Consider the following 25,465-nt stretch of genomic DNA (forward strand, 5'->3'; position numbering starts at 1 on the left):
CGCGCCATGGTGTATCGGCGGACCCATCAGGTCGTAAAACGCCTTGCGGCGCGGCGCAGCGCCATCCTGGCGGCGGCGCGGGATGCCGCCGCGAGCGGTGGCATGGCCGCGGTTCAGATCGCGCCGGTCGCAATCCGCGCCAATGTCGCCGCCGGCACCGTCTATCGCTATTTCCCCTCCAAGGCGGACCTGATCTCCGAACTGATCGCGGACGTCTCGCGTGACGAACTGGCCGCGATCCGCCGCGCGGCTGACGCGGCGCCGGGACCGTCGTCGGCACTGGCCGCGGCCGTCACCACGGTTGCCGTACACGTGCTGTCGCAGCGCAAGCTCGCCTGGGGCATCCTTGCCGAGCCGGTAGATGTCGATGTCACCGCCTCGCGTCTGGCGAGCCGGCGGGAGATCGCCGGCGAAATCGCCGATCGAATCGACGCCGCGGTCCGCGCCGGACACCTCCCCGCGCAGGATACGTCGCTGGCCGCGACCGCGCTGCTCGGTGCGCTGCATGAATCGCTGGTCGGGCCGTTGGCGCCTGACAATATCGAGGACCCCGGGAGATTGCGCGACGCCGTGCAAACTGTGACGCTGCTCGCGCTGCGCGCCGTAGGCGTGATGGACGCCCGCGCCCGTGGCCTCGTGGTGCAGGCGGTACTGCCGGCGAAAGCGCTGGTCGGGGCGTAAGAAAAACCCGCAACGCAGACATCGCTTTGACGCAACAATCCACCAAAATGGGGCAATCCGCCGCCGGACCGGCGGCCCAATCGGCGAAGTAAGGAGCGAGACATGCCAACGACTTTCGGTTCAGCCAAATGGCAGGGCGGTATCAAGGACGGCAAAGGCGCTATCTCGACCAAGAGCGGCGCGCTGAAGGATTACCCTTACGGCTTCGCCAGCCGCTTCGAGGGCAAGCCGGGCTCGAACCCGGAAGAGTTGATCGGGGCTGCGCACTCCGCCTGCTTCACTATGGCGTTGTCGCTGATATTGGGCGAAGCCAAGCTCACCGCCGAGCAGATGGAAACCAAGGCCGACGTCACGCTTGAGAAGCAGGGCGATGGTTTTGCCATCACCTCCGTGCATCTCACCTTGACGGCGAAGATTCCCGGCGCGGACAAGGCGAAATTCGAGGAACTGGCGGCGATGGCCAAGGCCGGATGTCCGGTGTCCAAGCTGTTGAACACCAAGATCACGCTGGACGCGACGCTGCTCTGATCATTGGTGTCATTCCGGGTTCGCGTGTTCGACGCGCCCCGGAATGACGATGCAAGATTTCATTTCTCCGCGTCGCCGTCGGGGCCGACCGAGGCGATGCGTAGCATATTAGTGGTGCCGGGAGCACGGAGCGGTACGCCGGCGACGATGATCACGCGCTGTCCGGCCTTGGCGAAGCCGTCGCGAAACGCGATGGAGCCGGCGCGGCCGACCATGTCGTCCAGGTCTTTTGCGTCTTCGGCGACCACGCAATGCACGCCCCAGACCACAGACAGTTTGCGTCCGGTGATGAGATTGGGCGTGATCGCCACCACCGGCGGCTTCGGCCGTTCGCGCGCGACCCGCAGCGCGGTCGATCCTGAACTGGTCCAGCAGATGATCGCCGACAAATCGAGCGTTTCGGCGATCTGCCTCGCGGCGTCGGCGATGGCGTCGCCGACGGTCGGCTCCGGTTCGGCGCGCTGCGCGGTGAGCACGCCGCGATAGGTCGGATCGCGCTCGACTTCCTCGCCGATGCGATTCATGGTCGAGACCGCTTCGACCGGAAACTTGCCGGCGGCCGATTCCGCCGACAGCATGATCGCGTCGGCGCCTTCGTAGACCGCGGTCGCGACGTCAGAGACCTCGGCGCGCGTCGGCACCGGTGCCTGGATCATCGATTCCAGCATCTGGGTCGCGACCACCACAGGCTTGCCGGCGCGCCGCGCCATCCGCGTCATCTGCTTCTGCAGGCTCGGCACCCGCTCCAGCGGTAGCTCGACGCCGAGATCGCCGCGCGCCACCATCAGGGCGTCGGAGGCTTCGAGGATTTCGGGGAGCCGGTCGATCGCCTGCGGCTTTTCGATCTTGGACATGACCGCTGCACGGCCGCGGATCAGTTTCTTGGCCTCGACGACATCCTCGGCGCGCTGAACGAACGACAGGGCGATCCAGTCGACACCGGTCACCAGGGCCGCTTCAAGGTCGGCGCGGTCCTTCGGCGTCATCGCGGAAACCGGCAGATCGGTATCGGGCAGGCTGACGCCCTTGCGATCCGACATCCGGCCGCCGATCACGACGCGAGTGACGGCGCGGTCCGGCGCGGCTTCCTCGACGATCAGGCGCACCTTGCCGTCGTCGAGCAGCAGCGCGTGACCCGGTCGGAGCGCGGCGAGGATTTCCGGATGCGGAAGTTGAACGCGGGTATTGTCACCGGGCGTCTTGTCGGAATCGAGAACAAAACTCTCACCGTTGTTGAGCTGGATCGACCCTTCCGCGAATGAACCCAGCCGCAGCTTCGGCCCTTGCAGGTCGACCAGAATGCCGATCGGCCGGCCGTAACTCGATTCGACGTTGCGAATGGTCTTGACCAGTTCGCGCATCTTGTCATGCGAGGTATGGCTCATATTGATGCGGAACACGTCGGCGCCGGCCTCGAACAGGCGGCGGATCATCGCGCTGTCGGAGGAGGCGGGGCCAAGCGTTGCGAGAATCTTGATACGGCGCAGGCGTCTCATGGCTTGGTTCCGGGCGCTGCGGCTGGCGGCAGACCAGCCCCGCCCGGAGGCGTCCCGCCCGACGGATTGGGCAGGCCGGGTGCTCCCGGCGAATCGCCCGGAAGGTTTTGGGGCCCGCCCGGGGGAACCGTTCCCGGAATGCCCGGCACACGCTGCGCCGGCTGCTCATTGGATTCGGTCAGTTGCACGGTCCAGGCCCGCTGCTCTCCGGTGTCGACCTCGAAGAAGCCGGTGCGGTCGAAACCGCGCGCCAGACAATTTTCGGTGCCCTTGATGGTGAATTCCTTGTCGCGCGAGCACATGAAGGCTTGTCCTGACCATTCGCCGCCGCGGTCGTAATCGAGCGCATAGATGTAATAGAACCGTGCGACAAGCGTACCGCGCAGCAGAGTCTCGCAGGCGCGCGAGGAGACGTTCCACCAGCCCTCGGTGGTCCAGCCCTCGGCATCCTTGTAGCCCAGGGCAATCCCGACCCGGCTTGAGGTGTTGTTGCAGAGACGAAAGTCAGCCGCGGCCGAACTGCTCCACAAACACATGACCGCAACCACGAGCGCCGGCATCAAACCGGCGGTCATGCGAGCAGCGAGGGGGTTGGCGTGAGGGGAATCGTTTGGGATCATTTAGCGAAGCTATATCAATTCCTTGATGATTTCGCGTAACCCGGCGGGAACTGTCAATGGCGGAAGCGGGCATTTAAGACCATGGGCGACGGAAATCCCACCCATGACGCTCTGTTTGCACCGCGATGTGGCAAAATCTGTGACAACCCCCACTTAATACCAAATAAGCTGGTGTGAAACGGCGAGAGTATGGTCATGACGATTGACGACAAAACCAGAACGGAACTCGAAGCCGCCGTTTTCAGGCGCCTTATTGAGCATTTGCGGGCCCGCACCGACGTCCAGAACATCGACCTGATGAATTTGGCCGGCTTCTGCCGCAACTGTCTGTCCAACTGGCTCAAGGAGGAGGCAGACGCCAAGGGCGCCGCGATGAGCAAGGACGAGAGCCGCGAGGCCGTCTATGGCATGCCCTACGAGACCTGGAAGTCGACCTTTCAGGGGACTGCCAGTCCCGAGCAACTCGGGGCGATGAAAAAGTCCCATAGCGGGCATTGAGACTTCTCCTTTTCCTTACTCCTCCTCATTCCCGTCCTTTCTCCGTGATGGTGGGGCACATTCACGCATTTCTTGCTGTCAATCGGTCAAGACGTGGATGCCCGGCACGGGGCCGGGCATGACGATGAGAGAACGGAAATCTTTCTCCTGTGGGCGCGCTGTGGATGAGCGCGATGTTGCCTTGACGCAAGGCGCCGCACTCTTGAGGGTCATTTCAAGGATGCGCCTCGCGATCAAGCGTGCGGCAGTTCCCGTCAAACCTCCAACCATCAGTTCATTCAGGAGTACCCGATGGCCACCTCTGCCGCCGCCGTCCAGGAAGAGCCCGCGACGAAATTCGCCAAAGACCAGCTCAAGGCCATCGTCGAGCGCATCGAGCGGCTGGAAGAAGAAAAGAAGACGATTTCGGACGATATCCGCGATGTCTATGCCGAAGCCAAAGGCAACGGCTACGACGTCAAGGCGCTGCGCACCATCGTGCGCCTGCGCAAGCAGGACGCCAACGAGCGGGCCGAACAGGAAACCATCCTGGAGACTTACATGCAGGCGCTGGGAATGCTGTGAGGTCGATCAAGTGAAGATGTCATACGCGGGCTTGACCCGCGTATCCATCAATCTTCAGAACAATATGTGGGACAGAGAGATCGATTGCCGGGTCCAAGGCCCGGCAATGACGATGTGAAGCACTCAGCGCAACGATGCGGTCTGCAGCACGAACGATTGGGTCGGCAAGGCCGTAGTGGACGATCCGGTAAACCGGTCGCAGCTAAGTCCCATCTGCGGATCATCCGAGAAGCCCATCGCGATCGCGGCCTGCGGCTTGACGAAATGCGCGCGCATCAGGGTCATGTCGGCATCGCCCAGCACGGTGGCGGACATCGACGTGCTCGCGCTCGGCGCCAGCATCATGACGCGCATCCAGGCATCGTTTGCCTTGGACGCAGCGATCCGCGTCGAGGTCGCAACCACGCTGCCCGGACCCTGGGGACCCTTGGCGGCGACGGTGTCGATCGTGGTGGCGGCCGCCAGATTGCGCGGAGCCGATGCCGGCCGGATGCTATGGGGCATTGGCGCGCTGGCCGAGACGATATTGGCGCGGTCAACCCGAGAATTGGGTGCCGGTGCGTAGGCCATTGCCTCGAACGCGGCGGAAACACTCGATGTCGATTGCGGGTCGGCGGAGGCTAGCGCCCGGCGGGCGCTGATGGCGGCGACCTGCGCCGGCGTTGCCTGTTTCGCCGCTGCGGGGGCGTCACCCCAGAAGCCGCGGGCATTGATGATGTCAGCCGGCGTTTGCGGCTTCGGCTCGTCCGGCCTGGATTTTGCGGGCTGGACGATCTGGACGTCGGCGGAAGCCAGCTGGAAGGTCGAGGCGGCCGCGGGCTTGGAGCGCGGCATCGGCACCGGCTCGGTAGATTTGACTGCAGTGGCGACGGCGGCCATCGGAGCCGCCGTTTCGCTGATAGAAGCAGCGCTCGAGCCTTCGTCCTCGTCGTCGTTCGATTTGCTTTTGAACAAGGCGGCAAACAGGCTCGGCCTCGTCTTGGTCAAGGCGCCGTCGCCGTTGTCGCGTTTTTCGATATCGGCGCGGGCCAGTTCGTAGCCCTTCAGCGGGGTGCCGTCGGAGGGAACATGCACGGTGCGGCCATCCGGGAATACGCGGACCAGTTGCTCTCGGGTCATGCGCGGCCAATGACGGATGCTGCCGGTATCGAGATGGACGAAAGGCGATCCCGACGTCGGATAGAATCCGACGCCGCCACGCTGCAGGCGAAGCCCGGCGAAGCGGATTTGCTCAAGCGGCACGTCCGGAATGAAAAAATCCATGGCGTGGCCCAGCATATGCTGGCTGAAGCGCGCCACCCCCGAAGAGCGGCGGCGAAGCATGGCGTTGGTGGCGGGAGAACGGTACGAGGAAATGATCTGGATCGGCTTCTTGCCGTCGACGTCGCGGTAGACCTCCCAGAGGATGTCGAACAGGTGACGATCCATCGTGGTCTGTTCCTGGGTGCGCCAGTCGCGGAGATAATGATTGAGCTGCTTCAGCGCCTCTTCGTCGTAGCGCCCGTCGCGCTTGAAGGTGACAGTGAGATCTTCATTGGAATGGGTGTGGTGGAATGAAAGGGTGCGGGTTTCATTCAGCGCGGTCGCATCGTGGACCGATCCGGCTCCGATCAGGAGCAACAAGGCTGTCAGGCCGAAATGACATCCGGCTCTCGGCAACGATAGCGAGTTGAATCGGCGTGCGAAACCAGCCAGCACGAATGAGCCCACCCAAGAGGACGACTGATCGAGGACTCTTCCGCTACCCCGTGTGGCGGAAGAGGGTAAATGCAGTCTTAACGCTGGGTGGGTTAATCGAGATTTAAGTCCCACCCCCCAAGTCAACCATAACCTAACCCGTTGAGTGTGGCGAAAAATAGCCCACTGGTTAAATCCAGGTGGAGAGTGGTTAATGCGAAAGGCCCCGCTGTCGAGGCGGTGCCTTTGAATTAGCTATGGAATCCAGACCAGGGTCACCGCAAATGGTGAACAATCAGCGGGTGTATACCCCCCGCGGCTGGCGGCGGCCCGGAGCTGGGGGAGGGGGCGTCGGCCCGCCGAACAGCCGTTCAAAGAACGACGGTCCGGAATAGCCGGAGGAGTCGCTGGCGAAGCTGACGCCTGAGGGAAGATTGCCGACCGGATGGGAGTAGCTCGGCTGCGAATGCGCCACCACGTTTTCCAGATCCTTGTTTCTGGAGTTCTTGAGCAGCGCCAGCATGATGGCATCCCGGCCGTAGACGTCCTTGCGGAATTGCAGCTTGCCGGCATCGTCGACGAACGCGGTCTGATAGGTGATGTTGACCGGAATCGGCGTCGGGAATTTCAAATCGACCTCGCTCTGGCCATACATGCTGCGGATTTTTTCCGGTGTGTAGTGCGCGTTGGGTTCAGTGATGTTCAAGAGCGTTGCGGCATATTGATCCGGATACTGCACCCGCATGCAGCCGTGGCTGAAAGCGCGATCATTCTTGGCAAACAGTTCCTTGTTCGGGGTGTCGTGCTGATAGACTAGGAATTTGTTGGGAAAGTTGAAACGGATGCGGCCGAGCGCGTTGGCGTCGCCGGGAGGCTGCGAGATGTGGATGCTGCCGTCGCGCGCACGTTCGAGCTTCAGTCCCATCCGCTGCAGCACCGTCGGATCCTGCTGCAAGGCCGGCAGATATTCCTTGTAGATGATCGAGGGCGGCACGTTCCAGGTCGGATTGACCGTGATGAATTTCATGGTTTCCGTCAGCAGCGGCGTCGCATGAATGCCGGGCTGCCCGGTAACCACCCTGGTGGTCCAGACCTGCGCGCCGTTCTGCATCACCTTGAGCGTATAGTCCGGGATGTTGAGAATGACATAGGCGTTGCCGATCGATGGGACGCCGAGCTGTCGCGGCAGCCAGCGCCAGCGCTCCATGTTGACGATCACGGTGTCGATCTGCTTGTCGCGCTTCGGGCTGTTGATGGCCTTGACGGTCTTGTCGTCGAGGATGCCGGTGGGCTTGAGTTCGGCGCCCTCCTGGAACTTGCGCACGGCCTCGGCGACCTTGGCGTCGTAATGGGTGTCGTCGGCGTTCTCGGAGATGCCGAGCTTGGCGCGCAGTTGCGGCACGCGCGGGTCTTCGCTCGCGACCGCCGGCTGCTTCTTGCCGCGCGCGGGCACGAATCTGAGCGCAGGGCCTTCCGCGATCTGAACCACCGGTCCGCCGCCCTGGCCGCGCAATTCGGCAAGCTTGGCCTTCAATTCGCGATAGAGCTTTTGCGGCGGATTGTAGCTGTCGAGAGCCGCGGACGCGTCCTTGGCGGTGGTGATGTTGGCCAGCACTTCGGACGGATCGGTCGGATGCTCCGGATATTGGATGTCGCCCGAGACCTGCGAATAGTGCATCCGGCCGCTCTGCGCCTGGCGCGCATAATCCAGCATGCTCTCGGTCAATTTCAGGTCGGCTTCCGCAAGCGCGTCGGGATTGGTCGCCGCGGCAAAGTCCGGCACCGGATAGTCGGCCGCGTTCAAGCCGTCGGATGCGGCATCCCTGAGGCGGGCGATGACGCCTTTGCCGCTTTCGGTCACTGTGCCGCCCTGGGTCCACAGCGGCGCAAAGTCACGGGCGGTGTAAAATTTCTCCACCGCTGTTCGTTCGGCCTTGCGGTCGAAATAGCGCAGCGATTTCGCGCCCAGCATCTCGCGCAGTTTGTCGGCGACCGGTTGATCGGCGGCCGGAACGTTGCTGGCAGCTTTGATCGGCTGGGTTTCCGCCGGTTGCGTTGTTGCTTCCTTGGCGGGCTCGGCGGCCGGCGTCGTGGAGGCCGCAGCCGGCGGCGGCGCGGGTGTGGTGGTCGCGGTATCGCTCTTGCTGGTGTCGTGAGCCGGAGCGGTGGCGACATCGGCCGGTTTGCTGTCCGTAGCTTTCGCCGCATCCAACTTCGCGGTGTCCGGCGCGGAGGCCGTGGCGTCCGGCTTGAAGTCGTTGACGGTCGGGGGCGGGACATTCGCAGGTTCAGGACGCGGGATCGCGGCATCGATCGCGAGTTCCGCCGCGCTGTTGCTGGCCGGATCGGCCTGAGCCAGCGCCGAGGTCGCGGACACCGTGAGGAATGTCGCCGCGACGGCCATCAGCACGCGGTCAAATCCAGCACGATTCTTCAAACGGTCACGCATCGTCGCACCCCTTGCGCGAAACTGCCCCGGCATGGAACAGCTCTCGGTATCGTCCGCACAGCTTTGGCTAAAGCGCCGGCTCGATTGGTTCTGAAGCTCATTCAGTCAACGTCCAGTCAAGGTCATTGTTTCACGACTGAATACGCCTCGAATCTCTAATTCGGTACGCCTGCACGCAACCATTCATACGCAGACGATACACGCGCCCCTCTTGGGCAGCCAGCGCCACGCGAGGCAACTCACGACAAACTGACTTCAAAGAACCACTCTTGCAACGGATTGCGCTTTTGGCACGCGTTTTTCCGTTTGTCTGTCACCGGCAAGCAACGGTTCAAATATTCCGGAAAAACCAACGTATTCGGCCTCTTGGTCCAGGGCCTGGAGCGCCGCAAGCGGGCATTGGTCTTAACTCGCCGGGTCTGCGTCGCCGGTGGCCTGATCGCCGGCCGAGGCTTCATCGAGTTTGCGGTAAAGCGTCGAGCGGCCGATCTTCAATCGGCGTGCCACCTCGGACATCTGCCCCCGATAATGGGCGATCGCGAACCGGATGATTTCGGTTTCCATCTCCTCGAGCGGTCGTACTTCCCCCGCGCTTGTCAGCATCGTGAGCATTCCAGCCGACGGCAGCGGTACGATAGGTACTTCATTACCGGAGATCAGAGGTGCGGTCGAATGAAATGCGGGCCCTATGATCATCGGTTCGCCGTGATGGCGTTGTGCGACCGAGACGGCCGGCGATATCCCCGGCGACTGCGCGGTAGCCTGCGGAAAATCCGCCAGTCCCAGCTGGTCGCTTTCGCTCATCACAACCGCGCGGTACACCGCGTTTTCGAGCTGGCGGATATTGCCGGGCCATTCCAGTTGCGACAGCAGCGCCATCACCTCGCCGCTGATGCCGGTGATGAGACGATTTTCTTCGGCGCAGAACCTCGCCAGAAAGTGCCGCAGCAGATGCGGAATGTCTTCGCGGCGCATCCGCAAGGGCGGAATCGTCAGCGGCAGCACATGCAGGCGATAGAACAGATCTTCGCGGAACTGGCCGCTTTTGACGCGGTCCAGCAATTTGCGGTTGGTCGCGGAGACGATGCGGACGTCGACCTTCACCGGCTTGCGCCCGCCCACCGCCTCGACCGCACCTTCCTGCAGCGCGCGAAGCAGTTTGACTTGCGCCGCCAGCGGCAATTCGCTGACCTCGTCGAGAAATAGCGTGCCGCCCGAGGCTTCGACGAATTTGCCGGTGTGGCGTTCGGTGGCGCCGGTAAACGCGCCCTTCTCGTGACCGAACAGGATCGACTCCACCAGATTATCCGGGATCGCGCCGCAATTGACGGCCACGAACGGCTTCGATTTGCGTTCGCCGCTGCCGTGGATGGCGCGGGCGAACAGTTCCTTGCCGACGCCGGATTCGCCTTCGATCAGCACCGGAATCGTCGAAGCCGCTGCCTTTTGCGCGATGCGCAGCACCCCCGCCATGGTCTCGCTGCGGGTGATGATGTCGGCAAAGGTCAATCGGCCTTCGCGGCTGTGGCGGATGCGCTGCAACTCGCCTTTCAGCGCGCTGGCGTTGAGCGCGTTGCGCAGCGACACCTGCAGCCGCTCGATGCCGACGGGCTTGACCACGAAATCCTGGGCCCCAGCGCGCATCGCCGACACCACATTGTCGATGCCGCCATGGGCGGTCTGCACGATGACGGGGATGTTGAGGCCGGCTTCGCGGATTTTGGCCAGCACGCCCATGCCGTCGAGGCCGGGCATGACCAGGTCGAGCACCACGGCATCGATGACGGGCGCGTCCAGCGCGGTCAGCCTGGCGATTGCCGCGTCGCCTGAGTCGACGACGATGGTCTCATAGCCGCATTTCTGCACCATGTTCTCGACCAGGCGTCGTGCGACAGCGTCGTCATCGGCAATCAAAATGCTGGCAGCCATGGCTTTCCTCGGGCGTTACAACTATCTGTCTCGAATCGGGGCACTCTCGCCGATGCCGATTAACGCCCTCTTAAACCTTGACGTCCCGCCATCGCCCCGTCGTCGCAGCCATTCAGGTTGAAAACGCATACACAGGCTCGAACAAGATGAATGCGCGCTCCTCATCCGCCCTCCGTAAACCGGCCCCTCAGCGTAAACCGAACGCCGCGAAATCCGTGGCCAAAACCAGATCCCCGAAGTTGCCGGAATGGAACCTGGCCGATCTCTATTCCGGTATCGACGCGCCGGAAATCACCCGCGACCTTGAGAAGATGGATGCGGAATGCGTCGCGTTTGAGACCGACTACAAGGGCAAGCTTGCGGAACGGACGCCGGGCGGGGGCGGCGGCCAATGGCTCGCCGAGGCGGTCAGGCGCTATGAGGCGATCGACGATCTCGCCGGGCGCCTCGGATCATACGCCGGTCTGGTTCATGCCGGCGACAGCGTCGATCCGGCGATCTCCAAATTCTACGGCGACGTCTCCGAACGGCTGAACAACGCATCCGTGCATTTGTTGTTCTTCGGTCTGGAACTCAACCGCATCGACGATGAAGTCATCGGGCGCGCGATGCAGACGCCGGAACTCGGGCACTATCGCCCGTGGATCGAGGATCTGCGCAAGGACAAGCCCTATCAGCTTGAGGACCGCGTCGAACAGCTGTTTCACGAAAAATCTCAGAGCGGTTACAGCGCCTGGAACCGGCTGTTCGACCAGACCATCTCGGGCCTGCGCTTCAAGCTCGCTGGCAAAGAACTGGCGATCGAGCCGACGCTGAACCTGCTGCAGGACCGCGCGCCAGCAAAGCGCAAGGCGGCCGGGCAGGCGCTGGCAAAGACCTTCAAGGCCAACGAGCGGACCTTTGCGCTCATCACCAATACGCTCGCCAAGGACAAGGAAATCTCCGATCGCTGGCGCGGTTTCCAGGACGTTGCGGATTCGCGCCATCTTGCCAACCGGGTCGAGCGCGAGGTGGTCGATGCGCTGGTCAGTTCGGTTCGCGCGGCCTATCCGCGGTTGTCGCATCGCTATTATCGGCTCAAGGCGGGCTGGTTCAAAAAGAAGAAACTCGCGCATTGGGATCGCAATGCGCCGCTGCCGTTCGCCGCCACCGGCAGCATCGCCTGGCCTGACGCCAAGAACATGGTGCTGACGGCCTACCGCGGATTCTCGCCGGAAATGGCCAGTATTGCCGAGCGTTTTTTCACCGATCGCTGGATCGATGCGCCGGTGCGGCCGGGCAAGGCGCCGGGCGCCTTCTCGCACCCCACCACGCCGTCGGCGCACCCTTATGTGCTGATGAACTATCAGGGCAAACCGCGCGACGTGATGACGCTCGCCCATGAACTCGGGCACGGCGTGCATCAGGTGCTGGCGGCGAAGAACGGCGCGCTGATGGCGCCGACGCCGCTGACGCTTGCGGAAACCGCCAGCGTGTTCGGTGAGATGCTGACCTTCAAGCGGCTGTTGGCGCAGACCACGAGCGCCAGGCAGCGCCAGGCGCTGCTCGCCGGCAAGGTCGAGGACATGATCAATACGGTGGTACGGCAGATCGCATTCTATACGTTCGAGCGTGCCATTCACACCGAACGGCGCAACGGCGAACTGACCGCCGAGCGCATCGGCGAAATCTGGCTCAGCGTGCAAGGCGAGAGCCTAGGCCCGGCGATCGATATCCGGCCCGGCTATGAGAATTTCTGGATGTACATCCCGCACTTCATCCATTCGCCGTTCTACGTCTACGCCTATGCGTTCGGCGATTGCCTGGTGAACTCGCTCTATGCGGTCTACGAAAACGCGCAAACCGGCTTCGCCGAGCGCTATTTGGCGATGCTGGCCGCCGGCGGCACCAAGCATTATTCGGAACTGCTCAAACCGTTTGGGCTGGACGCCAGGGACCCCAAATTCTGGGACGGCGGGCTGTCGGTGATCGCTGGTATGATCGACGAGCTGGAGGGGATGGGCTAAAATTCTGTATTACAAACGTTGAACAACGCCAAAGGGCATGTTATACACATGTATAACATGCCCTTTGGCGTTGCTGTGCGAGGGGAGCTGATCATGAAGATTGAAATCAGGAAGATCGGCAATTCCGATGGCCTCCTGTTGCCTCGTGAATTGATACAGCGGCTCGACCTCAAGCGGGGCCAGGAACTGCACATTACCGAACTCGCCGGAGGCGGATTTCAGGCCATGCCCTACGATCCCGACTTCGAGAAGACCATGGAGATCGCGGACCAGGTTATGGACAAGTACCGGGACGCGCTCGCGGCGCTTGCAAAATAGGTGGAGCACCATATGAGCGAGCCGAAAGAGCCGCTCTGGATCACTTATGATCAGGCCGTTGCTATCCACAGCCGCCAACTACGTCGCTTCGGCGGAGCACCGGGCTTGCGTGACGAAGGCATGCTGCTATCCGCGCTTGAACGTCCGATCAACAGTTGCGAACAGTCAGACATGGCCGAGCTTGCGGCAGCCTATGCATTTGGGCTGGCGAAAAATCACGCCTTTGTCGATGGCAACAAGCGCATCGCCTTCATGGCCATGATGGTCTTTCTGCTCAAGAACGGCGTTGTTTTCGGCCCTGAACCTGCACAGTCGACATCCATCATCCTCTCGCTGGCGGCCGGCGAGGTCAGCGAGGAAAGCCTGACCCGCTGGATCAGGGACAATTGGCCGCCCGAACTCCGCAAGTAACTCACAAATCGAGGACGCGGCGGGTGAACAAACGCTGCGCCGCCGTTGCCCTCCTGCCGGGTTTGCGGTAATTCCACGGCGAGAGTTGAACATTGTCCGGAGAGACTGATGGCAGAACATAACGAAGTGGCCTACACGACCGCTGACGGTAACGATTATCCGGCCCATGAGCAGACCTATGAGGGCTTCATCATGCTGGTGAAGTACGGCACCGCCGCCGTCATCTTCATCGTTGCCATGTTGGCGATTTTCCTGACCTGACGCAGCGGCGGCCGCGCCGTCAGCCGGCGGCGCGATTTTAGAAAAAAATGCACGCAGTCCGGTCGCTAAAACCGGTATCCATCTCTGCGGGAGAAGCGCTAGTTTGCTCGCGCGCGCGACCCTCGCGCCGCCGGAGGCCTCATGAAGATTGCCGTTGCCAAGGAAATCGACCCGTCCGAGCCGCGGGTCGCCGCCTCGCCCGACATCGTGAAAAAATACAAGGCGCTGGGCGTCGATATCGCGGTCGAGCCGGGCGCGGGCGTCAAGTCGGGACTGCCGGATACGGAATTCATCGCGGCCGGCGCCACTGTCAGCGCCGACGCGCTGAAAGATGCCGACATTGTCATCAAGGTGAAGCGGCCCGAGGCCAGCGAGCTTGCCAACTACAGGCGTGGCGCGCTGGTGATCGCCATCATGGATCCCTACGGCAACGACGCCGCGCTGAAGGCAATGGCGGACGCCGGCATATCGGCGTTTGCGATGGAACTGATGCCGCGCATCACCCGCGCCCAGGTGATGGACGTGCTGTCGAGCCAGGCCAATCTCGCCGGCTACCGCGCGGTGATCGAGGCCGCGGAAGCCTTCGGCCGCGCCTTTCCGATGATGATGACCGCGGCCGGAACCATCCCGGCGGCCAAGGTGTTCGTGATGGGGGTCGGCGTCGCCGGGCTGCAGGCGATCGCGACCGCGCGGCGGCTTGGCGCTGTCGTTACCGCGACCGACGTGCGGCCTGCGGTCAAGGAGCAGGTCGAAAGTCTCGGCGCCAAATTCCTCGCGGTCGAGGACGAAGAGTTCAAGCAGGCGGAAACCGCCGGCGGCTATGCCAAGGAAATGTCGAAAGAGTACCAGGCCAAGCAGGCCGCGCTGACCGCCGAGCATATCAAGAAGCAGGACATCATCATCACCACAGCGCTGATACCGGGCCGGCCGGCGCCGCGCCTTGTTACCGCTGACATGGTGAAGTCGATGAAGCCCGGCTCGGTGCTGGTCGATCTCGCGGTCGAGCGCGGCGGCAATGTCGAGGGCGCCAAAGCCGGCGAAGTCGCCGATGTCGGCGGCATCAAGATCGTCGGTTACACCAATGTCGCCGGCCGAGTCGCGGCCTCGGCCTCGAGCCTTTATGCGCGCAACCTGTATTCGTTCATCGAGACGCTGGTCGACAAATCGACCAAGGCGCTGGCGGTGAAGTGGGACGACGAACTGGTCAAGGCCACTGCGCTCACCAAAGACGGCGCCGTCATTCATCCGAACTTCCAGCCGAAAGCTTAAGGAGAGTCGCCATGGATCACATCGCGCAGGCCGTCGATCCCTTCGTGTTCCGGCTGTCGATTTTCGTGCTCGCCGTGTTCGTCGGCTATTTCGTGGTGTGGTCGGTGACCCCCGCGCTGCATACGCCGCTGATGTCGGTGACCAATGCGATCTCCTCCGTGATCGTGGTCGGCGCGCTGCTCGCGGTCGGCGTCGAGATGATCGGCAGCGGCGGGGCCTGGGCCCGCGGCTTCGGCTTCGTCGCGCTGATTTTCGCGTCGGTGAATATTTTCGGCGGCTTTCTGGTGACGCAGCGGATGCTCGCGATGTACCAGAAGAAAAAGAAGTGAACGAGATGGAGATTCTCGGATCGATATCGTCATGCCCCGCGCAGGCGGGGCACCTAGTATGCCGTGACGGTTTTGTAAGTCGCGACTGTTTCGGAATACTGGGTCATCCGCTTTCGCGGATGATGACAACGGATGGGGCTCCTTCATGAACGCCAATCTCGCTGCGGTCCTGTATCTCGTCGCCGGCGTCCTGTTCATCCTGTCGCTGCGCGGGCTGTCGAGCCCGGCCTCGAGCCGTCAGGGCAACTTCTTCGGCATGATCGGCATGGCGATCGCGGTGGCGACCACGCTGGCATCGCATCCGCCGGCGGATGGTGTCGCCTGGGTGCTGGTCATTCTCGGCATCGCGATCGGCGGTTCTATTGGCGCGGTCATCGCACGCCGGGTGCCGATGACGTCGATGCCGGAACTGGTCGCGGCGTTCCACTCGCTGGTCGGCATGGCGGCGGTGCTGGTCGCGGCCGGAGCGTTCTACGCGCCCGAGGCCTTCGACATCGGCACGCCCGGAAACATCCATCCGCAGAGCCTGGTTGAAATGTCGCTCGGCGTCGCTATCGGCGCGCTGACATTCACCGGATCGGTCATTGCGTTTGCAAAACTGTCGGGACGCATGAGCGGCGCGCCGATCATTTTGCCGGCGCGCCACGTCATCAACATTGTGCTCGGCCTGGCGCTGGTCGTGTTCATCGTCGGCCTCGTGATGTCGGGCAGCGCGCTCGACTTCTGGCTGATCGTCATCATCGCGCTGGCGCTCGGTGCGCTTCTGATCATCCCGATCGGCGGCGCCGACATGCCGGTCGTGATCTCGATGCTGAACTCCTATTCGGGCTGGGCTGCCGCCGGCATCGGATTCACGCTGGGCAATTCGGCGCTGATCATCACCGGCGCGCTGGTGGGCTCGTCCGGCGCGATCCTGTCCTACATCATGTGCCATGCGATGAACCGTTCATTCATCTCGGTCATCCTCGGCGGGTTTGGCGGCGAAACAGCCGCCGCGGGCGCGGGTGCGGGCGGCGAGGCGCGCCCGGTGAAACTCGGTTCTGCCGACGATGCCGCCTTCATCATGAAGAACGCGCAGAAAGTCATCATCGTGCCCGGCTACGGCATGGCGGTGGCGCAGGCGCAGCACGCGTTGCGGGAGATGGCTGACACCCTCAAGAAGGAAGGCGTCGAGGTCAAGTACGCGATTCACCCGGTAGCGGGCCGCATGCCCGGCCACATGAACGTGTTGCTCGCCGAAGCCAACGTGCCCTATGACGAGGTGTTCGAACTCGAGGACATCAATTCGGAGTTCGCCCAGGCCGACGTCGCCTTCGTGATCGGCGCCAACGACGTCACCAACCCGGCGGCCGAGGACGATCCGAAATCGCCGATTTACGGCATGCCGGTGCTGCAGGTCTGGAAGGCCGGCACCGTGATGTTCATCAAGCGCTCGCTGGCGTCAGGCTATGCCGGCATCGACAATCCCTTGTTCTACCGCGACAACACGATGATGCTGCTCGGCGACGCCAAGAAGATGACCGAGAACATCGTCAAGGCGCTGTGAGGGTATTTTCGAGAGATCATGACCGTCCTGAAATGGCTCGTCGTTCTCGTATCGGTCGGCTATGTCGGTGGTCTTGTCGTCCTGTTTCTCGTGCAGCGGTCGTACATCTTTCCCATCCCGCAAACGGAGCGCACAACTCCCGAAGCGGCCGGCTTTCCCGAGGCTGAAGAACATATTCTGACCACGGCGGACGGCGAGAAGGTCATTGTCTGGCATGTGCCGGCAAAGCCCGGCCATGCCGTTGTGATTTACTTCCCCGGCAATGGGGATTTTCTCGCCGGCCGCGTCAGCCGTCTTCGGAGCATGACCTCCGATGGCACCGGCCTCGTCGCTTTGTCCTACCGGGGTTATGCCGGATCAAGCGGACAGCCAAGCGAGCGGGGGCTGCTCCTGGATGCCGCCGCGGCCTATGCCTTCACCGCCGCGAAATACGGCGCGAGCCGGATCGTGGTCTGGGGCTTCTCCCTCGGGACCGGGGTTGCGGTGGCGCTGGTGGCCGATCAACCGGTCGGGAAGCTGATACTGGAAGCGCCCTACACCTCGACCGCGGACGTTGCCGCCGCGCGGTTTCGATTCGTGCCGGTACGCTGGCTGATGCGGGACCAGTTTCGCTCCGACCAGCGGATCGCACGTGTCACCGCTCCCCTCCTGATTATGCATGGCGGGAGAGATCCCGTTATTTCGATCGCCCTTGGCGAGAGATTATTCGCGCTGGCCCGTGAGCCGAAACAATTCGTACGGTTTCCCGAAGGCGGCCACGACGATCTGGATGCATATGGTGCGATTGAAACGGCCCGGCATTTCATCGCGGCTGCGAAGGGCTGACGGCAGCTGTTGTTTGCTCCATAGTCGATTCCCGGATTCCAAGGATATGACCATATGAGTTCGCACGGCCCGATGCCGCGATCGGCGTGGATTTTCCCGTTATTGTCCGCTTTGTTGTTTGCAACCGCCACCGGCGCAGGTTTCACGTTCACGCCGTCGGTCGCGGGGCTGGTGTTCGCGGTGGCGCTGCTGGTCGTCCTGTTCGGCACGGTATTCGCGGCCGTCCACCATGCCGAGGTGATCGCCGAGCGGATCGGCGAGCCCTACGGCACGCTGCTGCTGACGTTGGCAGTCACCATCATCGAGGTGGCGCTGATCGCGGCCATCATGCTCGGTGAAAAGCCAGTGCCCACACTAGCGCGCGACACTGTATTTGCCGTGATGATGATCGTCTGCAACGGTTTGGTCGGCATCTGTATCCTGACCGGCGGCTTGCGCCACCGCGAGCAGGATTTCCAGATCACCGGGTCCAGCCTTTATCTGAGCGTGCTGTTTGTGCTGGCGACCATCACGCTGATCATGCCGAACTATACGCTGACCACGCCGGGACCGGTCTACTCGGCGAGTCAACTGGGCTTCGTCAGTGTCGTCACCCTCATCCTCTATGGCGTGTTTCTGTATACCCAGACCTTCCTGCACCGGGATTATTTCATCAGCAATGCCGCCGGCGCCGGGAAAGACGGGATGTCCACGTCGAACCGGATGCTCGGCTTAAGCATCGTCCTGCTCCTGGTCTCGCTGCTCGCCGTTGTGCTGCTGGCGAAAAAATTCTCGCTCGTGGTCGATTTCACGATCGCGTCGATCGGTGCCCCGCCGGCGTTCGCCGGCGTCCTGGTCGCGCTCTTGATCCTGCTGCCGGAAAGCGTCGCCGCCGTTACTGCTGCGCGCAGGAACGATCTGCAGAAAAGCATCAATCTGGCGCTCGGCTCGTCGCTTGCCACGATCGGGCTGACGATTCCGGCGGTCGCGGTAGCGGCTTACGCGTTGGATAAACAACTGGTGCTTGGGCTCGATACCCAGGAGATGGTGCTCCTGGTGCTGACGTTCATCCTGAGCATGCTCACCTTCGGCACCGGCCGTACCAACATCCTGTTCGGGCTGGTCCATCTCGTGGTATTTGCCGTATTCGTGTTTCTGGTGTTCGTGCCATGAACGGATTGGAGAAACCGACGATGCTAAGCGCCAAATCAGATGTTCAGGTCGATACGCCGGAAGTCCGCGTCACCGAGTGGCGGCTGGCGCCGGGCAGCGCCACCGGCCACCACATTCACGAAATGGACTATGTCATTGTTCCCGTGACCTCGGGCGAAATGACCATCGTGGCGCCCAACGGGGAAAGGTCCAAAGCCCAGCTCGGGCTTGGCAAATCCTACTTCCGCAAGGCCGGGGTGGAACATGACGTGCTCAACGAGACAGCCATTGAAATCGTGTTCCTGGAAGTGGAGTTGAAACCGTAATTTCCGGTTACCGATTGCCATCGATCCGTCGCAGTTGATCCCTCAATGTGCCTCAAAGTTTCCGCATCAAATCGGGGCGGGGAGTTGCAGGATGCTGAAATACGTCTCGAAATTTGCGATGGATATATTGCCGTCGGTGGCCGCTACCATCATCGGGGCCTACATCGTCAATCATTACATCGTCGCCAAGCCCGCAGCGGAGGCCCCGCCCGCTGCCGCGGTGTCGGCGGTCTCCCCCAAGAAGGCCGAGACCAGGAACGAGGTCGCCAACATCCCCGAGTCAGGCGTCCGGGCGAAAGGCATCTCTGAAAAGGCTATCTTCGAGAAATCGGCCGTTGAGAAGCCCCAAGAAAAATCTCAAGAAAAATCTCAAGAAAAACCGCTGGAAAAATCTCAGGAGAAATCGGTAGAGAAGTCCGCCGAGAAACCGGCGGAGACCGCGAGCATTCCCGTGGAGACCCGGCGGCATCAGCCCGCGCCGCGCGAAAAGGCGATCGCCAAGGCCGTCCCGGCGCCAGTGCAGCCCGCTACCCCGGTTGCCGTGCCGGTCATCGCCGCGCCAAATGCCACCCCGCCGGTGGAGGCCGCGATCGCTCCGGAAGAACACCGCGACGCCAACGATCTGGCGCGCGCGGCGATCGAGCGCCTGCGCGGCGAGGGATCGTCGAGATCGCAGGAAGCTGCCCGGACGCCGGATCCGGCCCGGGTCCCGGAAGCATCCCGTGTCGTGTCAGCGCCGGTCGTGGCAGCGCCGCAGATCCGGCCGCTTCCGCCGCCGATCATGGTTTCGACGCCCGCAGCCGAGGCGCTCTATCCGCCGGCCGACTCGTCACCGATGAAGCCGCCGTATCCAGCCGCTGCGGGGATCGGCGATCCGCGGCGCCCGACGCCGCCGGCCGATATCCCGGACTCGCAGCCGCTCGATCTGCGGGCCGAGGCGGCGGAACCACCGCCGAGTCGAGAGCACACGACGGTTGCCGAGGACATGCTCTTGGCGGCGAAATCGGTGTTTCACGCGGTATTGCCGAAATAGCTCGGCGAAATAGACTCAGCAAAGCGGCTCAGAACGTATCGTAGCTCTGGCCGGGCTTGCCGCCGACGCGGGCAAAGCCGCTGCGGGCGGCTTCGTCCTTGGGCCGGATGTTGATGGCCCGGGCATAGGAACCGGCGGCCTTGGTCTTGTCGCCGAGGCGTTCATAGGCCAGCCCCCGGGTTGTCCAGATCTGTGCGTTCTGAGGGTCGGACTGCACCGCCTCGTCGAGATCGCTGGCGGCTTCTTTGGCCTTGTCGAGCGCGAGATAACTGATGGCGCGGGCCAGCAACGGTTCGGCGCGCTGCGGCGTCAGGCCATTTGTGGCGGTGAAGTCGTCGATCGCCGATTGGTGCTGCTGATCGCTCTGATAGAGCGGGCCGCGATTGTATAACGCCTGAGCGTTATTGGGGTCGAGCGCGATCGCCTTGTTGAACTCGGCCAGGGCTTCCTCGTTTTTTCCGGATCGTACCAACGCCTCGCCACTCGCCGTGATGGTTTGGGCTTCGCTGGCCTCGGTTCCGGATGGAACCGCCTGCGGAGGCACTTGATGATCGGCTTCCGATGATAGCGATCCCAGATTGATCGAACAGCCGCAGAGTGCGATCGCGACCAACGTGAGCGGCACCGACGCGCGCGGACAAAAACGCAAAGCTCCGGAAAGCGGGTAGGAAACCGGAAGGGCCATAGATGCGGAACACTCGCGCGCTTACGCAGATTGGTACCCTGCTGCGTTCCAAAATGCATCGTTCAAAAAAATAACGCGGGCTCAAGCCCGCGTTATCGAATTCAAATCCGCAGAACGGTTGATCAGCGCATGCCGCCGCCGCCGCGTGGACCGGCGCCTGGACCGCCGCGGCCGCCGGCGCCACCGCGCTCAGCGCCCGGACCGGCGCCAAACACCGGCTTCGGCTTCATCGGCAGCAGGCCTTCACGCTGCAGCTTCTTGCGGGCGAGCTTGCGTGCGCGGCGCACGGCTTCCGCCTTTTCACGGGCCTTTTTCTCGGAGGGCTTTTCATAATGGCCGCGGAGCTTCATCTCGCGGAAAATCCCCTCGCGCTGCATCTTTTTCTTCAGCGCCTTGAGGGCTTGATCGACATTGTTATCGCGAACGAGAACCTGCACGCGGCATCCTCTTTCAATTGATCGGAATGGAATTCTGATAAAGCAAAGGGCTGGCAAAAGGCCAAGCCCTTAACCTCAAGGGCGCGGATGTATCAGATCGAACCGGGAATGTCTACCGACGAAAGAGCGATTGCGCAGCTTTTGCGCGCCAAAATCGCAGCTCTTGGCCCCGATCACGCGATTTTTGGCGGTAGTGCTCCAACCTGTGTCACATGCCCCATCTTGCGGCCGGGCCGCGGCGGGCCCTTGCCGTAGAGGTGAACGGTCGCGCCCGGGACCGTCAGCCACTGCTCGTAGTCATTGATATCGTCCCCGATCAGATTGGTCATGGTGACCGGACCATGACGGACCGGCTTGCCGAGCGGCCAGCCGGCGATGGCGCGGATGTGCTGCTCGAACTGCGAGATCGAGGCGCCGTCGAGCGTCCAGTGGCCGGAATTGTGCACCCGCGGCGCAATCTCGTTGACCAGCACTTTCGGCCCGGCGGCGCTTGCCACCACAAACATTTCGACCGCGAGCACGCCGATGTAGTCGAGCGCGCTGGCGATCTTCTCGGCGATGCCGCGCGCCTGAGCCGCCAGCGCATCGGAGATATCGGCCGGGGCATGGGAGAATTTCAGGATGTGGTCGCGGTGTTCGTTTTCGGTGACGTCGAAGCATTCGACACGGCCGTCGGCCGAGCGTGCGGCGATGACGGAGATTTCACGCTCGAAAGGAATGAAGCCCTCGAGGATCGCGGACTTGGTGGCAAGGTCCTTCCAGACCTGGTCCGGATCGTCGCCGTCGCGGATGATCGTCTGGCCCTTGCCGTCGTAGCCGAAGCGGCGGGTCTTGATCACGGCGGGGAGGCCGATGCGCGAGATCGCGGCACGCAGCTGGACTGCCGACGACACGTCGGCGTAATCGGCGGTGCCTACGCCCAATCGTTTCACGAAGTCCTTTTCGGCGAGGCGATCCTGGGTGGTTTCCAGGATTTTCCGGTTCGGCAGTACCGGACGCCGCGCCGCCAGGATCATCGCGGCGGCGGCCGGTACATTCTCGAATTCATAAGTGATGACGTCGACGTCGTTGGCGAACAGTTCCAGTGCCTCGACGTCGGCATATTCCGCGCAGGTCGCGTTCAGCACCACATCGAACGCCGGCGAATCCGGGTCCGGTGAAAAGACCTGACAACGCAGGCCGAGCCGTGCCGCCGCCATCGCCAGCATCCGGCCCAATTGTCCGCCGCCGAGAATTCCGATGGTGTCGCCGGGCTTAAGCTTCACCGGATGAGAGAACGTCACGCAGATCCCTCCGGGCGCTCGCCAACTGCCTCGGTCTGCTGCTTGCGCCAGGCAGCAAGTCTGCTCGACAGCGCCGGATCGTTGAGCGCAAGCACGCTGGCCGCGAGCAGTGCGGCGTTGATGGCGCCGGGCTTGCCGATCGCCAGCGTTCCGACCGGGACGCCGGCGGGCATCTGGACAATGGAGTAGAGCGAATCGAGGCCGGACAGCGCCTTGGATTCGATGGGGACGCCAAACACCGGAAGTTCCGTGAGCGACGCGGTCATGCCCGGCAGATGCGCAGCACCCCCGGCGCCGGCGATGATGATCTGGAAGCCGGCCGCCTTGGCGCTCTTGGCGAAGGCGAACAGCCGGTCCGGGGTGCGATGCGCGGAGACGATGTGCTTCTCGCAGGCAATGCCGAGCGCGGTCAGGGTTTCGGCGGCATGGCGCATGGTGTCCCAGTCCGACTGGCTTCCCATGATGATGGCGATGGCGGCGGTCATACGGTCAATTCTTTTCGGGAATCCAAAAACATAGGCCGGATTATAAGATCGGCCCAAGGTTCGGCAAGGCGTGGCAAGGGGTCCGGAATGGACTATCCTGTCTTGGTGAATTGCGGCAAGCCTCTTAAAGGTTCCAATGAAGAAGAAAACCAGGGCGATCGCGGCGGGGGCCGCGAAACGCCGCAAAAGCGCCGTGGCGGAACCCAAGGCCCCGCCGCAACCCGCTAAACCGGGAAAAGCTGCCGCTGCGCCGCTTCGGCGTCCGGCCGTTCCCAATGACGCCAAATCCACCATTCGCCGTCTCAGTACTCAGTTGGCACGGGCGCTGGTGCGAATCGAGGAACTGCAGGCTTCCGCGGATACCGACTTCCTGCTGGATATTCCCAACCGGCGCGGCTTTGAGCGCGAGCTCAACCGCTCGATCGCCTACATTAAACGCTATCAGGCCAGCGGGGCGCTGATCGTGCTCGACGTCGATCGCTTAAAGCCGATCAACGACGCCTTCGGACACGCCGCCGGCGATCAGGTGCTGAAGGCCGTTGTCGCGGCGCTGTTGCGCCAGGTACGCTCCTCCGACGTGATCGGCCGGTTGGGGGGCGACGAGTTCGCGCTGCTGTTGTGGAATCTCAGCGAGACCGACGCTCACGCCAAGGCGGCGTCGCTGGAACAGGCCATCGATCAGCTCAGCTTCACGTTTCGTGGCCGCACGGTTACGGCGGGCGCATCCGCCGGGGTTGCGATTCTCGGCCCTCATGCGCAGGCCGGCCGGGCGCTGGAAGAGGCCGACAGCGCGATGTATGTCCGCAAGGCCCAGCGGCGGCATCAAGGCTGACGCCAGGCAGCTTCTCAGAGGCTGCTCAGATCGTCCGGCACGTTGCCGAATTTTTTGAGCAATTGGGCGTCGCCGAATTCGCCGATCATGGGATCGCCGGTGCGGCTGAAGGCGACCGCGCCGATGCTGCCGGCGGTCCTGGACAAAACTTCGGCGCGCCGCAACGCGCCCGACGAACTCTGGCATTCTTCCGCCGCGCCGGCGACCGGAGAGCCGGCCTCGTCCTGCAGGAATGGCAGTGCGACGTAATAGGTGACATCGGCCATTGCGTTGCTCCAGGTTTGATCGATCGATCAGGCGGCGTCGCTTTTCGCGGGCTGCGACCTTGCCGATACGCAGCCGCTCGAAACTGCCGCCTGCAATTCCGCCAGTTCAGCTTCCAGATATTCGTTCGCCATGATCAGCGCCTTGATCGTGCTGCGCAGGTTGCCGTCGCACATCGCGATCGCCTGATCGCAGGCCTGTTCGTAACGACTGGTCTCGGATGGTGCAGCAGCTTGCGTCATGGCAATCCCCGGGGTGGCTGGATCTGGAAGCCGATGTTCCTATTTTGTTCTCCTGGAGTCAAGCCGGATCGGGCAAGCGTGCGCGGCGATTTGCACGGCCATTCAGGGAAGGACCGGGCAGGGTCGCGCGAAGCCGACGGTCGGCAATCCGAATGCCTGAGGGGGAACGAAAACAATATCCGATGCTTATTGCCTATTCGCAGGGAGTACGACGCATGGGTCTTGTCGAGTCCAAAAGACCCGTGGTGCTGATCGTCGAGGACGAATTTCTGTTGCGAATGGACGCGGTCGATATGATCGGAGCCGCCGGGTTCGAGGTGGCCGAAGCCGCCAATGCCGATCAAGCGATCGAAATCCTGGAATCTCGTCCTGACATCACTGTGATTTTTACCGATATCCAGATGCCCGGTTCGATGGACGGTTTGAAACTCGCCCGGGCGGTCAGGGGGCGCTGGCCGCCGATCAAGATTGTCGCAACCTCGGGTCACGTCGGAGTGCGAGAAACCGACCTGCCCGACGGCGGCAGGTTTCTGGCGAAACCCTACAGTCCGATGCAGGTTACGGGTGTGCTGCGAGAGTTGACGGGCGGCGGCTGAATTCTGCAGCCGTCATTCCGTCCGCGCGAAGCGCATGTCCCGGAATGACGAAACCTCAAGCAATGATATCCGGCGTGATCTGGTCTTCGATGAAGGCGATGCGATCGCGCAGTTGCAGCTTGCGCTTCTTCAGCCGTTGCAGCCGCAACAAATCCGGCGCGGGCGATTGATGCAAAGCATCGATCGCCGCGTCGAGATCGCGGTGCTCCTGCTGCAGCCGCGCGAGCTCGATTTCGAGTTCGCGCTCATCTTCGTCGGTCATGGTGTACGTTAGCTGAAAAACGCGGACGAGATCGCGAAAGGTTGCGGAAGCGGCCTCAGGGAATATCGTCCCTGCCGGCCCGGTGCGCAAGCGGCAGCGGTTCCTTACTCACGATTCGTTACAGGTGCCGCCAAATATGAGCAGGCGATTCTCGATACCCATCGACAGATTCGGCCGTTCGTGTAGACTTGCGCGTCCGGATCGAATCTGAGGTCTTATCCAACCGAGGAGGTTTCGAATGGCAATACAGGCGCATCTCGTTGAACTGGAACGGAAACACAAGGTTCTCGAAAACGAATTGCACGAAGCTCTCGTGCACCTTTCAACAGACGACCTGCAAATTGTCGAGTTAAAGCGCCGGAAGCTGATGGTTAAGGACGAGATCGAGCGGTTGAGGCATACCGCGAGCGAAACGCTCCACTAATGCGAGCGAAAACGCTCCGCTAAACTAAAAAGATCGGCGCCGGCCGCAATATGCCGTC

General features: G+C 62.5%; 30 protein-coding genes. 18 read left to right on the plus strand and 12 right to left on the minus strand.

The window, feature by feature from the left end; genetic code table 11:
• The first annotated feature begins 6 nt into the window (after positions 1 to 6).
• Positions 7 to 681 carry a TetR/AcrR family transcriptional regulator gene (locus B5527_RS03640; protein ID WP_079600059.1) on the plus strand — a complete coding sequence of 225 codons (675 nt, stop codon included), beginning with the start codon at positions 7 to 9 and terminating at the stop codon, positions 679 to 681.
• Positions 682 to 783: 102 nt separating this feature from the next.
• Complete coding sequence (locus B5527_RS03645; RefSeq protein ID WP_079600060.1) at positions 784 to 1,209, plus strand: OsmC family protein; 426 nt, start codon at positions 784 to 786, stop codon at positions 1,207 to 1,209.
• Positions 1,210 to 1,268: 59 nt separating this feature from the next.
• On the opposite strand, the gene pyk is transcribed toward B5527_RS03645, so the two are convergent.
• Together pyk and B5527_RS03655 are read right to left on the minus strand one after the other, a co-directional pair.
• Positions 1,269 to 2,705 (minus strand): pyruvate kinase, encoded by a 1,437-nt coding sequence (pyk, locus tag B5527_RS03650; protein WP_079600061.1) that lies wholly within the window; start codon positions 2,703 to 2,705, stop codon positions 1,269 to 1,271.
• Positions 2,702 to 3,280 (minus strand): DUF1036 domain-containing protein, encoded by a 579-nt coding sequence (locus B5527_RS03655; protein ID WP_425305060.1) that lies wholly within the window; start codon positions 3,278 to 3,280, stop codon positions 2,702 to 2,704. The genes pyk and B5527_RS03655 overlap by 4 nt, the downstream gene beginning before the upstream one ends.
• Positions 3,281 to 3,520: 240 nt before the next feature.
• Here B5527_RS03655 and B5527_RS03660 point away from each other — a divergent pair, with 240 nt between their 5' ends.
• Both B5527_RS03660 and B5527_RS03665 read left to right on the plus strand, forming a co-directional pair.
• Positions 3,521 to 3,823: a DUF1244 domain-containing protein gene (locus B5527_RS03660; protein ID WP_079607042.1), complete on the plus strand. Its 303-nt coding sequence runs from the start codon at positions 3,521 to 3,523 to the stop codon at positions 3,821 to 3,823.
• 291 nt (positions 3,824 to 4,114) lie between these two features.
• A complete protein-coding gene (locus tag B5527_RS03665; RefSeq protein WP_079600063.1) occupies positions 4,115 to 4,387 on the plus strand; it encodes a DUF2312 domain-containing protein in 273 nt (90 codons plus the stop codon).
• Between the two features lie 123 nt (positions 4,388 to 4,510).
• Here B5527_RS03665 and B5527_RS03670 read toward each other — a convergent pair whose 3' ends face one another.
• The 3 genes from B5527_RS03670 to B5527_RS03680 form a co-directional block, all read right to left on the minus strand.
• Entirely contained in the window at positions 4,511 to 6,097 is a 1,587-nt protein-coding gene (locus tag B5527_RS03670; RefSeq protein ID WP_079600064.1) for a DUF882 domain-containing protein, read from the minus strand.
• 262 nt (positions 6,098 to 6,359) lie between these two features.
• On the minus strand, positions 6,360 to 8,513 hold the full coding sequence (locus B5527_RS03675; protein ID WP_079600065.1) for a L,D-transpeptidase family protein: 2,154 nt from the start codon (positions 8,511 to 8,513) through the stop codon (positions 6,360 to 6,362).
• 405 nt (positions 8,514 to 8,918) lie between these two features.
• Entirely contained in the window at positions 8,919 to 10,442 is a 1,524-nt protein-coding gene (locus B5527_RS03680) for a sigma-54-dependent transcriptional regulator (RefSeq protein WP_079600066.1), read from the minus strand.
• Positions 10,443 to 10,588: 146 nt separating this feature from the next.
• On the opposite strand from B5527_RS03680, the gene B5527_RS03685 reads away from it, so the two are divergent.
• From B5527_RS03685 to B5527_RS03735, 11 genes are all read left to right on the plus strand, one after another.
• A complete protein-coding gene (locus B5527_RS03685; RefSeq protein WP_079600067.1) occupies positions 10,589 to 12,448 on the plus strand; it encodes a M3 family oligoendopeptidase in 1,860 nt (619 codons plus the stop codon).
• Positions 12,449 to 12,541: 93 nt separating this feature from the next.
• Positions 12,542 to 12,766 carry an AbrB family transcriptional regulator gene (locus tag B5527_RS03690; RefSeq protein ID WP_079607043.1) on the plus strand — a complete coding sequence of 75 codons (225 nt, stop codon included), beginning with the start codon at positions 12,542 to 12,544 and terminating at the stop codon, positions 12,764 to 12,766.
• Between the two features lie 12 nt (positions 12,767 to 12,778).
• The gene (locus B5527_RS03695; RefSeq protein WP_079600068.1) at positions 12,779 to 13,177 is read left to right on the plus strand and encodes a type II toxin-antitoxin system death-on-curing family toxin; all 399 of its coding nucleotides are present in this window, start codon (positions 12,779 to 12,781) and stop codon (positions 13,175 to 13,177) included.
• A gap of 108 nt (positions 13,178 to 13,285) precedes the next feature.
• Positions 13,286 to 13,438 (plus strand): aa3-type cytochrome c oxidase subunit IV, encoded by a 153-nt coding sequence (locus B5527_RS03700; RefSeq protein ID WP_079600069.1) that lies wholly within the window; start codon positions 13,286 to 13,288, stop codon positions 13,436 to 13,438.
• Positions 13,439 to 13,579: 141 nt separating this feature from the next.
• On the plus strand, positions 13,580 to 14,707 hold the full coding sequence (locus B5527_RS03705) for a Re/Si-specific NAD(P)(+) transhydrogenase subunit alpha (RefSeq protein WP_079600070.1): 1,128 nt from the start codon (positions 13,580 to 13,582) through the stop codon (positions 14,705 to 14,707).
• A gap of 11 nt (positions 14,708 to 14,718) precedes the next feature.
• Positions 14,719 to 15,036 carry a proton-translocating transhydrogenase family protein gene (locus B5527_RS03710; RefSeq protein ID WP_079600071.1) on the plus strand — a complete coding sequence of 106 codons (318 nt, stop codon included), beginning with the start codon at positions 14,719 to 14,721 and terminating at the stop codon, positions 15,034 to 15,036.
• Between the two features lie 145 nt (positions 15,037 to 15,181).
• Complete coding sequence (locus B5527_RS03715; protein ID WP_079600072.1) at positions 15,182 to 16,582, plus strand: NAD(P)(+) transhydrogenase (Re/Si-specific) subunit beta; 1,401 nt, start codon at positions 15,182 to 15,184, stop codon at positions 16,580 to 16,582.
• Positions 16,583 to 16,600: 18 nt separating this feature from the next.
• Positions 16,601 to 17,407 (plus strand): alpha/beta hydrolase, encoded by an 807-nt coding sequence (locus B5527_RS03720; protein WP_079600073.1) that lies wholly within the window; start codon positions 16,601 to 16,603, stop codon positions 17,405 to 17,407.
• Between the two features lie 54 nt (positions 17,408 to 17,461).
• The gene (locus B5527_RS03725) at positions 17,462 to 18,559 is read left to right on the plus strand and encodes a calcium:proton antiporter (protein ID WP_079600074.1); all 1,098 of its coding nucleotides are present in this window, start codon (positions 17,462 to 17,464) and stop codon (positions 18,557 to 18,559) included.
• A 20-nt stretch (positions 18,560 to 18,579) separates the two neighbouring features.
• Positions 18,580 to 18,864 carry a cupin domain-containing protein gene (locus B5527_RS03730; protein WP_079607044.1) on the plus strand — a complete coding sequence of 95 codons (285 nt, stop codon included), beginning with the start codon at positions 18,580 to 18,582 and terminating at the stop codon, positions 18,862 to 18,864.
• A gap of 91 nt (positions 18,865 to 18,955) precedes the next feature.
• Positions 18,956 to 19,897 (plus strand): hypothetical protein, encoded by a 942-nt coding sequence (locus tag B5527_RS03735; protein ID WP_079600075.1) that lies wholly within the window; start codon positions 18,956 to 18,958, stop codon positions 19,895 to 19,897.
• Positions 19,898 to 19,925: 28 nt separating this feature from the next.
• On the opposite strand, the gene B5527_RS03740 is transcribed toward B5527_RS03735, so the two are convergent.
• From B5527_RS03740 to purE, 4 genes are all read right to left on the minus strand, one after another.
• Positions 19,926 to 20,522 carry a tetratricopeptide repeat protein gene (locus B5527_RS03740; protein ID WP_245332490.1) on the minus strand — a complete coding sequence of 199 codons (597 nt, stop codon included), beginning with the start codon at positions 20,520 to 20,522 and terminating at the stop codon, positions 19,926 to 19,928.
• A 182-nt stretch (positions 20,523 to 20,704) separates the two neighbouring features.
• Entirely contained in the window at positions 20,705 to 21,019 is a 315-nt protein-coding gene (gene rpsU, locus B5527_RS03745; RefSeq protein WP_079600077.1) for a 30S ribosomal protein S21, read from the minus strand.
• Positions 21,020 to 21,192: 173 nt separating this feature from the next.
• Positions 21,193 to 22,302, minus strand: a complete 1,110-nt coding sequence (locus B5527_RS03750) for a 5-(carboxyamino)imidazole ribonucleotide synthase (protein ID WP_079600078.1) — start codon at positions 22,300 to 22,302, stop codon at positions 21,193 to 21,195.
• Positions 22,299 to 22,787, minus strand: a complete 489-nt coding sequence (gene purE, locus B5527_RS03755) for a 5-(carboxyamino)imidazole ribonucleotide mutase (protein WP_079600079.1) — start codon at positions 22,785 to 22,787, stop codon at positions 22,299 to 22,301. Before purE ends, B5527_RS03750 begins: the two co-directional genes overlap by 4 nt.
• Positions 22,788 to 22,923: 136 nt before the next feature.
• Between purE and B5527_RS03760 the strand changes: the two genes are divergently transcribed.
• Positions 22,924 to 23,619: a GGDEF domain-containing protein gene (locus B5527_RS03760; protein ID WP_079600080.1), complete on the plus strand. Its 696-nt coding sequence runs from the start codon at positions 22,924 to 22,926 to the stop codon at positions 23,617 to 23,619.
• Between the two features lie 14 nt (positions 23,620 to 23,633).
• Here B5527_RS03760 and B5527_RS03765 read toward each other — a convergent pair whose 3' ends face one another.
• Both B5527_RS03765 and B5527_RS03770 read right to left on the minus strand, forming a co-directional pair.
• A complete protein-coding gene (locus B5527_RS03765) occupies positions 23,634 to 23,885 on the minus strand; it encodes a hypothetical protein (protein ID WP_079600081.1) in 252 nt (83 codons plus the stop codon).
• A 27-nt stretch (positions 23,886 to 23,912) separates the two neighbouring features.
• Positions 23,913 to 24,125 carry a hypothetical protein gene (locus B5527_RS03770; RefSeq protein WP_079600082.1) on the minus strand — a complete coding sequence of 71 codons (213 nt, stop codon included), beginning with the start codon at positions 24,123 to 24,125 and terminating at the stop codon, positions 23,913 to 23,915.
• Between the two features lie 215 nt (positions 24,126 to 24,340).
• Between B5527_RS03770 and B5527_RS03775 the strand changes: the two genes are divergently transcribed.
• Positions 24,341 to 24,721 carry a response regulator gene (locus B5527_RS03775; protein ID WP_079600083.1) on the plus strand — a complete coding sequence of 127 codons (381 nt, stop codon included), beginning with the start codon at positions 24,341 to 24,343 and terminating at the stop codon, positions 24,719 to 24,721.
• A gap of 55 nt (positions 24,722 to 24,776) precedes the next feature.
• Here the strand turns inward: B5527_RS03775 and B5527_RS03780 are convergent, their stop codons facing one another.
• Complete coding sequence (locus B5527_RS03780; RefSeq protein WP_079600084.1) at positions 24,777 to 24,983, minus strand: YdcH family protein; 207 nt, start codon at positions 24,981 to 24,983, stop codon at positions 24,777 to 24,779.
• 238 nt (positions 24,984 to 25,221) lie between these two features.
• Here B5527_RS03780 and B5527_RS03785 point away from each other — a divergent pair, with 238 nt between their 5' ends.
• Positions 25,222 to 25,407, plus strand: coding sequence for a YdcH family protein (locus tag B5527_RS03785; protein WP_079600085.1), 186 nt, complete (start codon positions 25,222 to 25,224; stop codon positions 25,405 to 25,407).
• The last annotated feature ends 58 nt before the right edge of the window (positions 25,408 to 25,465 follow it).

This window comes from Bradyrhizobium erythrophlei (assembly GCF_900129425.1).
GTDB classification, from domain to species: Bacteria; Pseudomonadota; Alphaproteobacteria; order Rhizobiales; family Xanthobacteraceae; genus Bradyrhizobium; species Bradyrhizobium erythrophlei_C.

Coding starts and splice junctions, on each gene's coding strand:
- B5527_RS03730 (WP_079607044.1), top strand. CDS start 18,580: ATGCTAAGCGCCAAATCAGATGTTCAGGTCGATACGCCGGAAGTCCGC.
- B5527_RS03645 (WP_079600060.1), top strand. CDS start 784: ATGCCAACGACTTTCGGTTCAGCCAAATGGCAGGGCGGTATCAAGGAC.
- B5527_RS03655 (WP_425305060.1), bottom strand. CDS start 3,280: ATGACCGCCGGTTTGATGCCGGCGCTCGTGGTTGCGGTCATGTGTTTG.
- B5527_RS03640 (WP_079600059.1), top strand. CDS start 7: ATGGTGTATCGGCGGACCCATCAGGTCGTAAAACGCCTTGCGGCGCGG.
- B5527_RS03775 (WP_079600083.1), top strand. CDS start 24,341: ATGGGTCTTGTCGAGTCCAAAAGACCCGTGGTGCTGATCGTCGAGGAC.
- B5527_RS03675 (WP_079600065.1), bottom strand. CDS start 8,513: ATGCGTGACCGTTTGAAGAATCGTGCTGGATTTGACCGCGTGCTGATG.
- purE (WP_079600079.1), bottom strand. CDS start 22,787: ATGACCGCCGCCATCGCCATCATCATGGGAAGCCAGTCGGACTGGGAC.
- B5527_RS03780 (WP_079600084.1), bottom strand. CDS start 24,983: ATGACCGACGAAGATGAGCGCGAACTCGAAATCGAGCTCGCGCGGCTG.
- B5527_RS03700 (WP_079600069.1), top strand. CDS start 13,286: ATGGCAGAACATAACGAAGTGGCCTACACGACCGCTGACGGTAACGAT.
- B5527_RS03660 (WP_079607042.1), top strand. CDS start 3,521: ATGACGATTGACGACAAAACCAGAACGGAACTCGAAGCCGCCGTTTTC.
- B5527_RS03760 (WP_079600080.1), top strand. CDS start 22,924: ATGAAGAAGAAAACCAGGGCGATCGCGGCGGGGGCCGCGAAACGCCGC.
- B5527_RS03770 (WP_079600082.1), bottom strand. CDS start 24,125: ATGACGCAAGCTGCTGCACCATCCGAGACCAGTCGTTACGAACAGGCC.
- B5527_RS03785 (WP_079600085.1), top strand. CDS start 25,222: ATGGCAATACAGGCGCATCTCGTTGAACTGGAACGGAAACACAAGGTT.
- B5527_RS03685 (WP_079600067.1), top strand. CDS start 10,589: ATGAATGCGCGCTCCTCATCCGCCCTCCGTAAACCGGCCCCTCAGCGT.
- B5527_RS03690 (WP_079607043.1), top strand. CDS start 12,542: ATGAAGATTGAAATCAGGAAGATCGGCAATTCCGATGGCCTCCTGTTG.
- B5527_RS03765 (WP_079600081.1), bottom strand. CDS start 23,885: ATGGCCGATGTCACCTATTACGTCGCACTGCCATTCCTGCAGGACGAG.
- B5527_RS03705 (WP_079600070.1), top strand. CDS start 13,580: ATGAAGATTGCCGTTGCCAAGGAAATCGACCCGTCCGAGCCGCGGGTC.
- B5527_RS03695 (WP_079600068.1), top strand. CDS start 12,779: ATGAGCGAGCCGAAAGAGCCGCTCTGGATCACTTATGATCAGGCCGTT.
- B5527_RS03710 (WP_079600071.1), top strand. CDS start 14,719: ATGGATCACATCGCGCAGGCCGTCGATCCCTTCGTGTTCCGGCTGTCG.
- B5527_RS03735 (WP_079600075.1), top strand. CDS start 18,956: ATGCTGAAATACGTCTCGAAATTTGCGATGGATATATTGCCGTCGGTG.
- B5527_RS03715 (WP_079600072.1), top strand. CDS start 15,182: ATGAACGCCAATCTCGCTGCGGTCCTGTATCTCGTCGCCGGCGTCCTG.
- B5527_RS03680 (WP_079600066.1), bottom strand. CDS start 10,442: ATGGCTGCCAGCATTTTGATTGCCGATGACGACGCTGTCGCACGACGC.
- pyk (WP_079600061.1), bottom strand. CDS start 2,705: ATGAGACGCCTGCGCCGTATCAAGATTCTCGCAACGCTTGGCCCCGCC.
- B5527_RS03665 (WP_079600063.1), top strand. CDS start 4,115: ATGGCCACCTCTGCCGCCGCCGTCCAGGAAGAGCCCGCGACGAAATTC.
- B5527_RS03720 (WP_079600073.1), top strand. CDS start 16,601: ATGACCGTCCTGAAATGGCTCGTCGTTCTCGTATCGGTCGGCTATGTC.
- B5527_RS03725 (WP_079600074.1), top strand. CDS start 17,462: ATGAGTTCGCACGGCCCGATGCCGCGATCGGCGTGGATTTTCCCGTTA.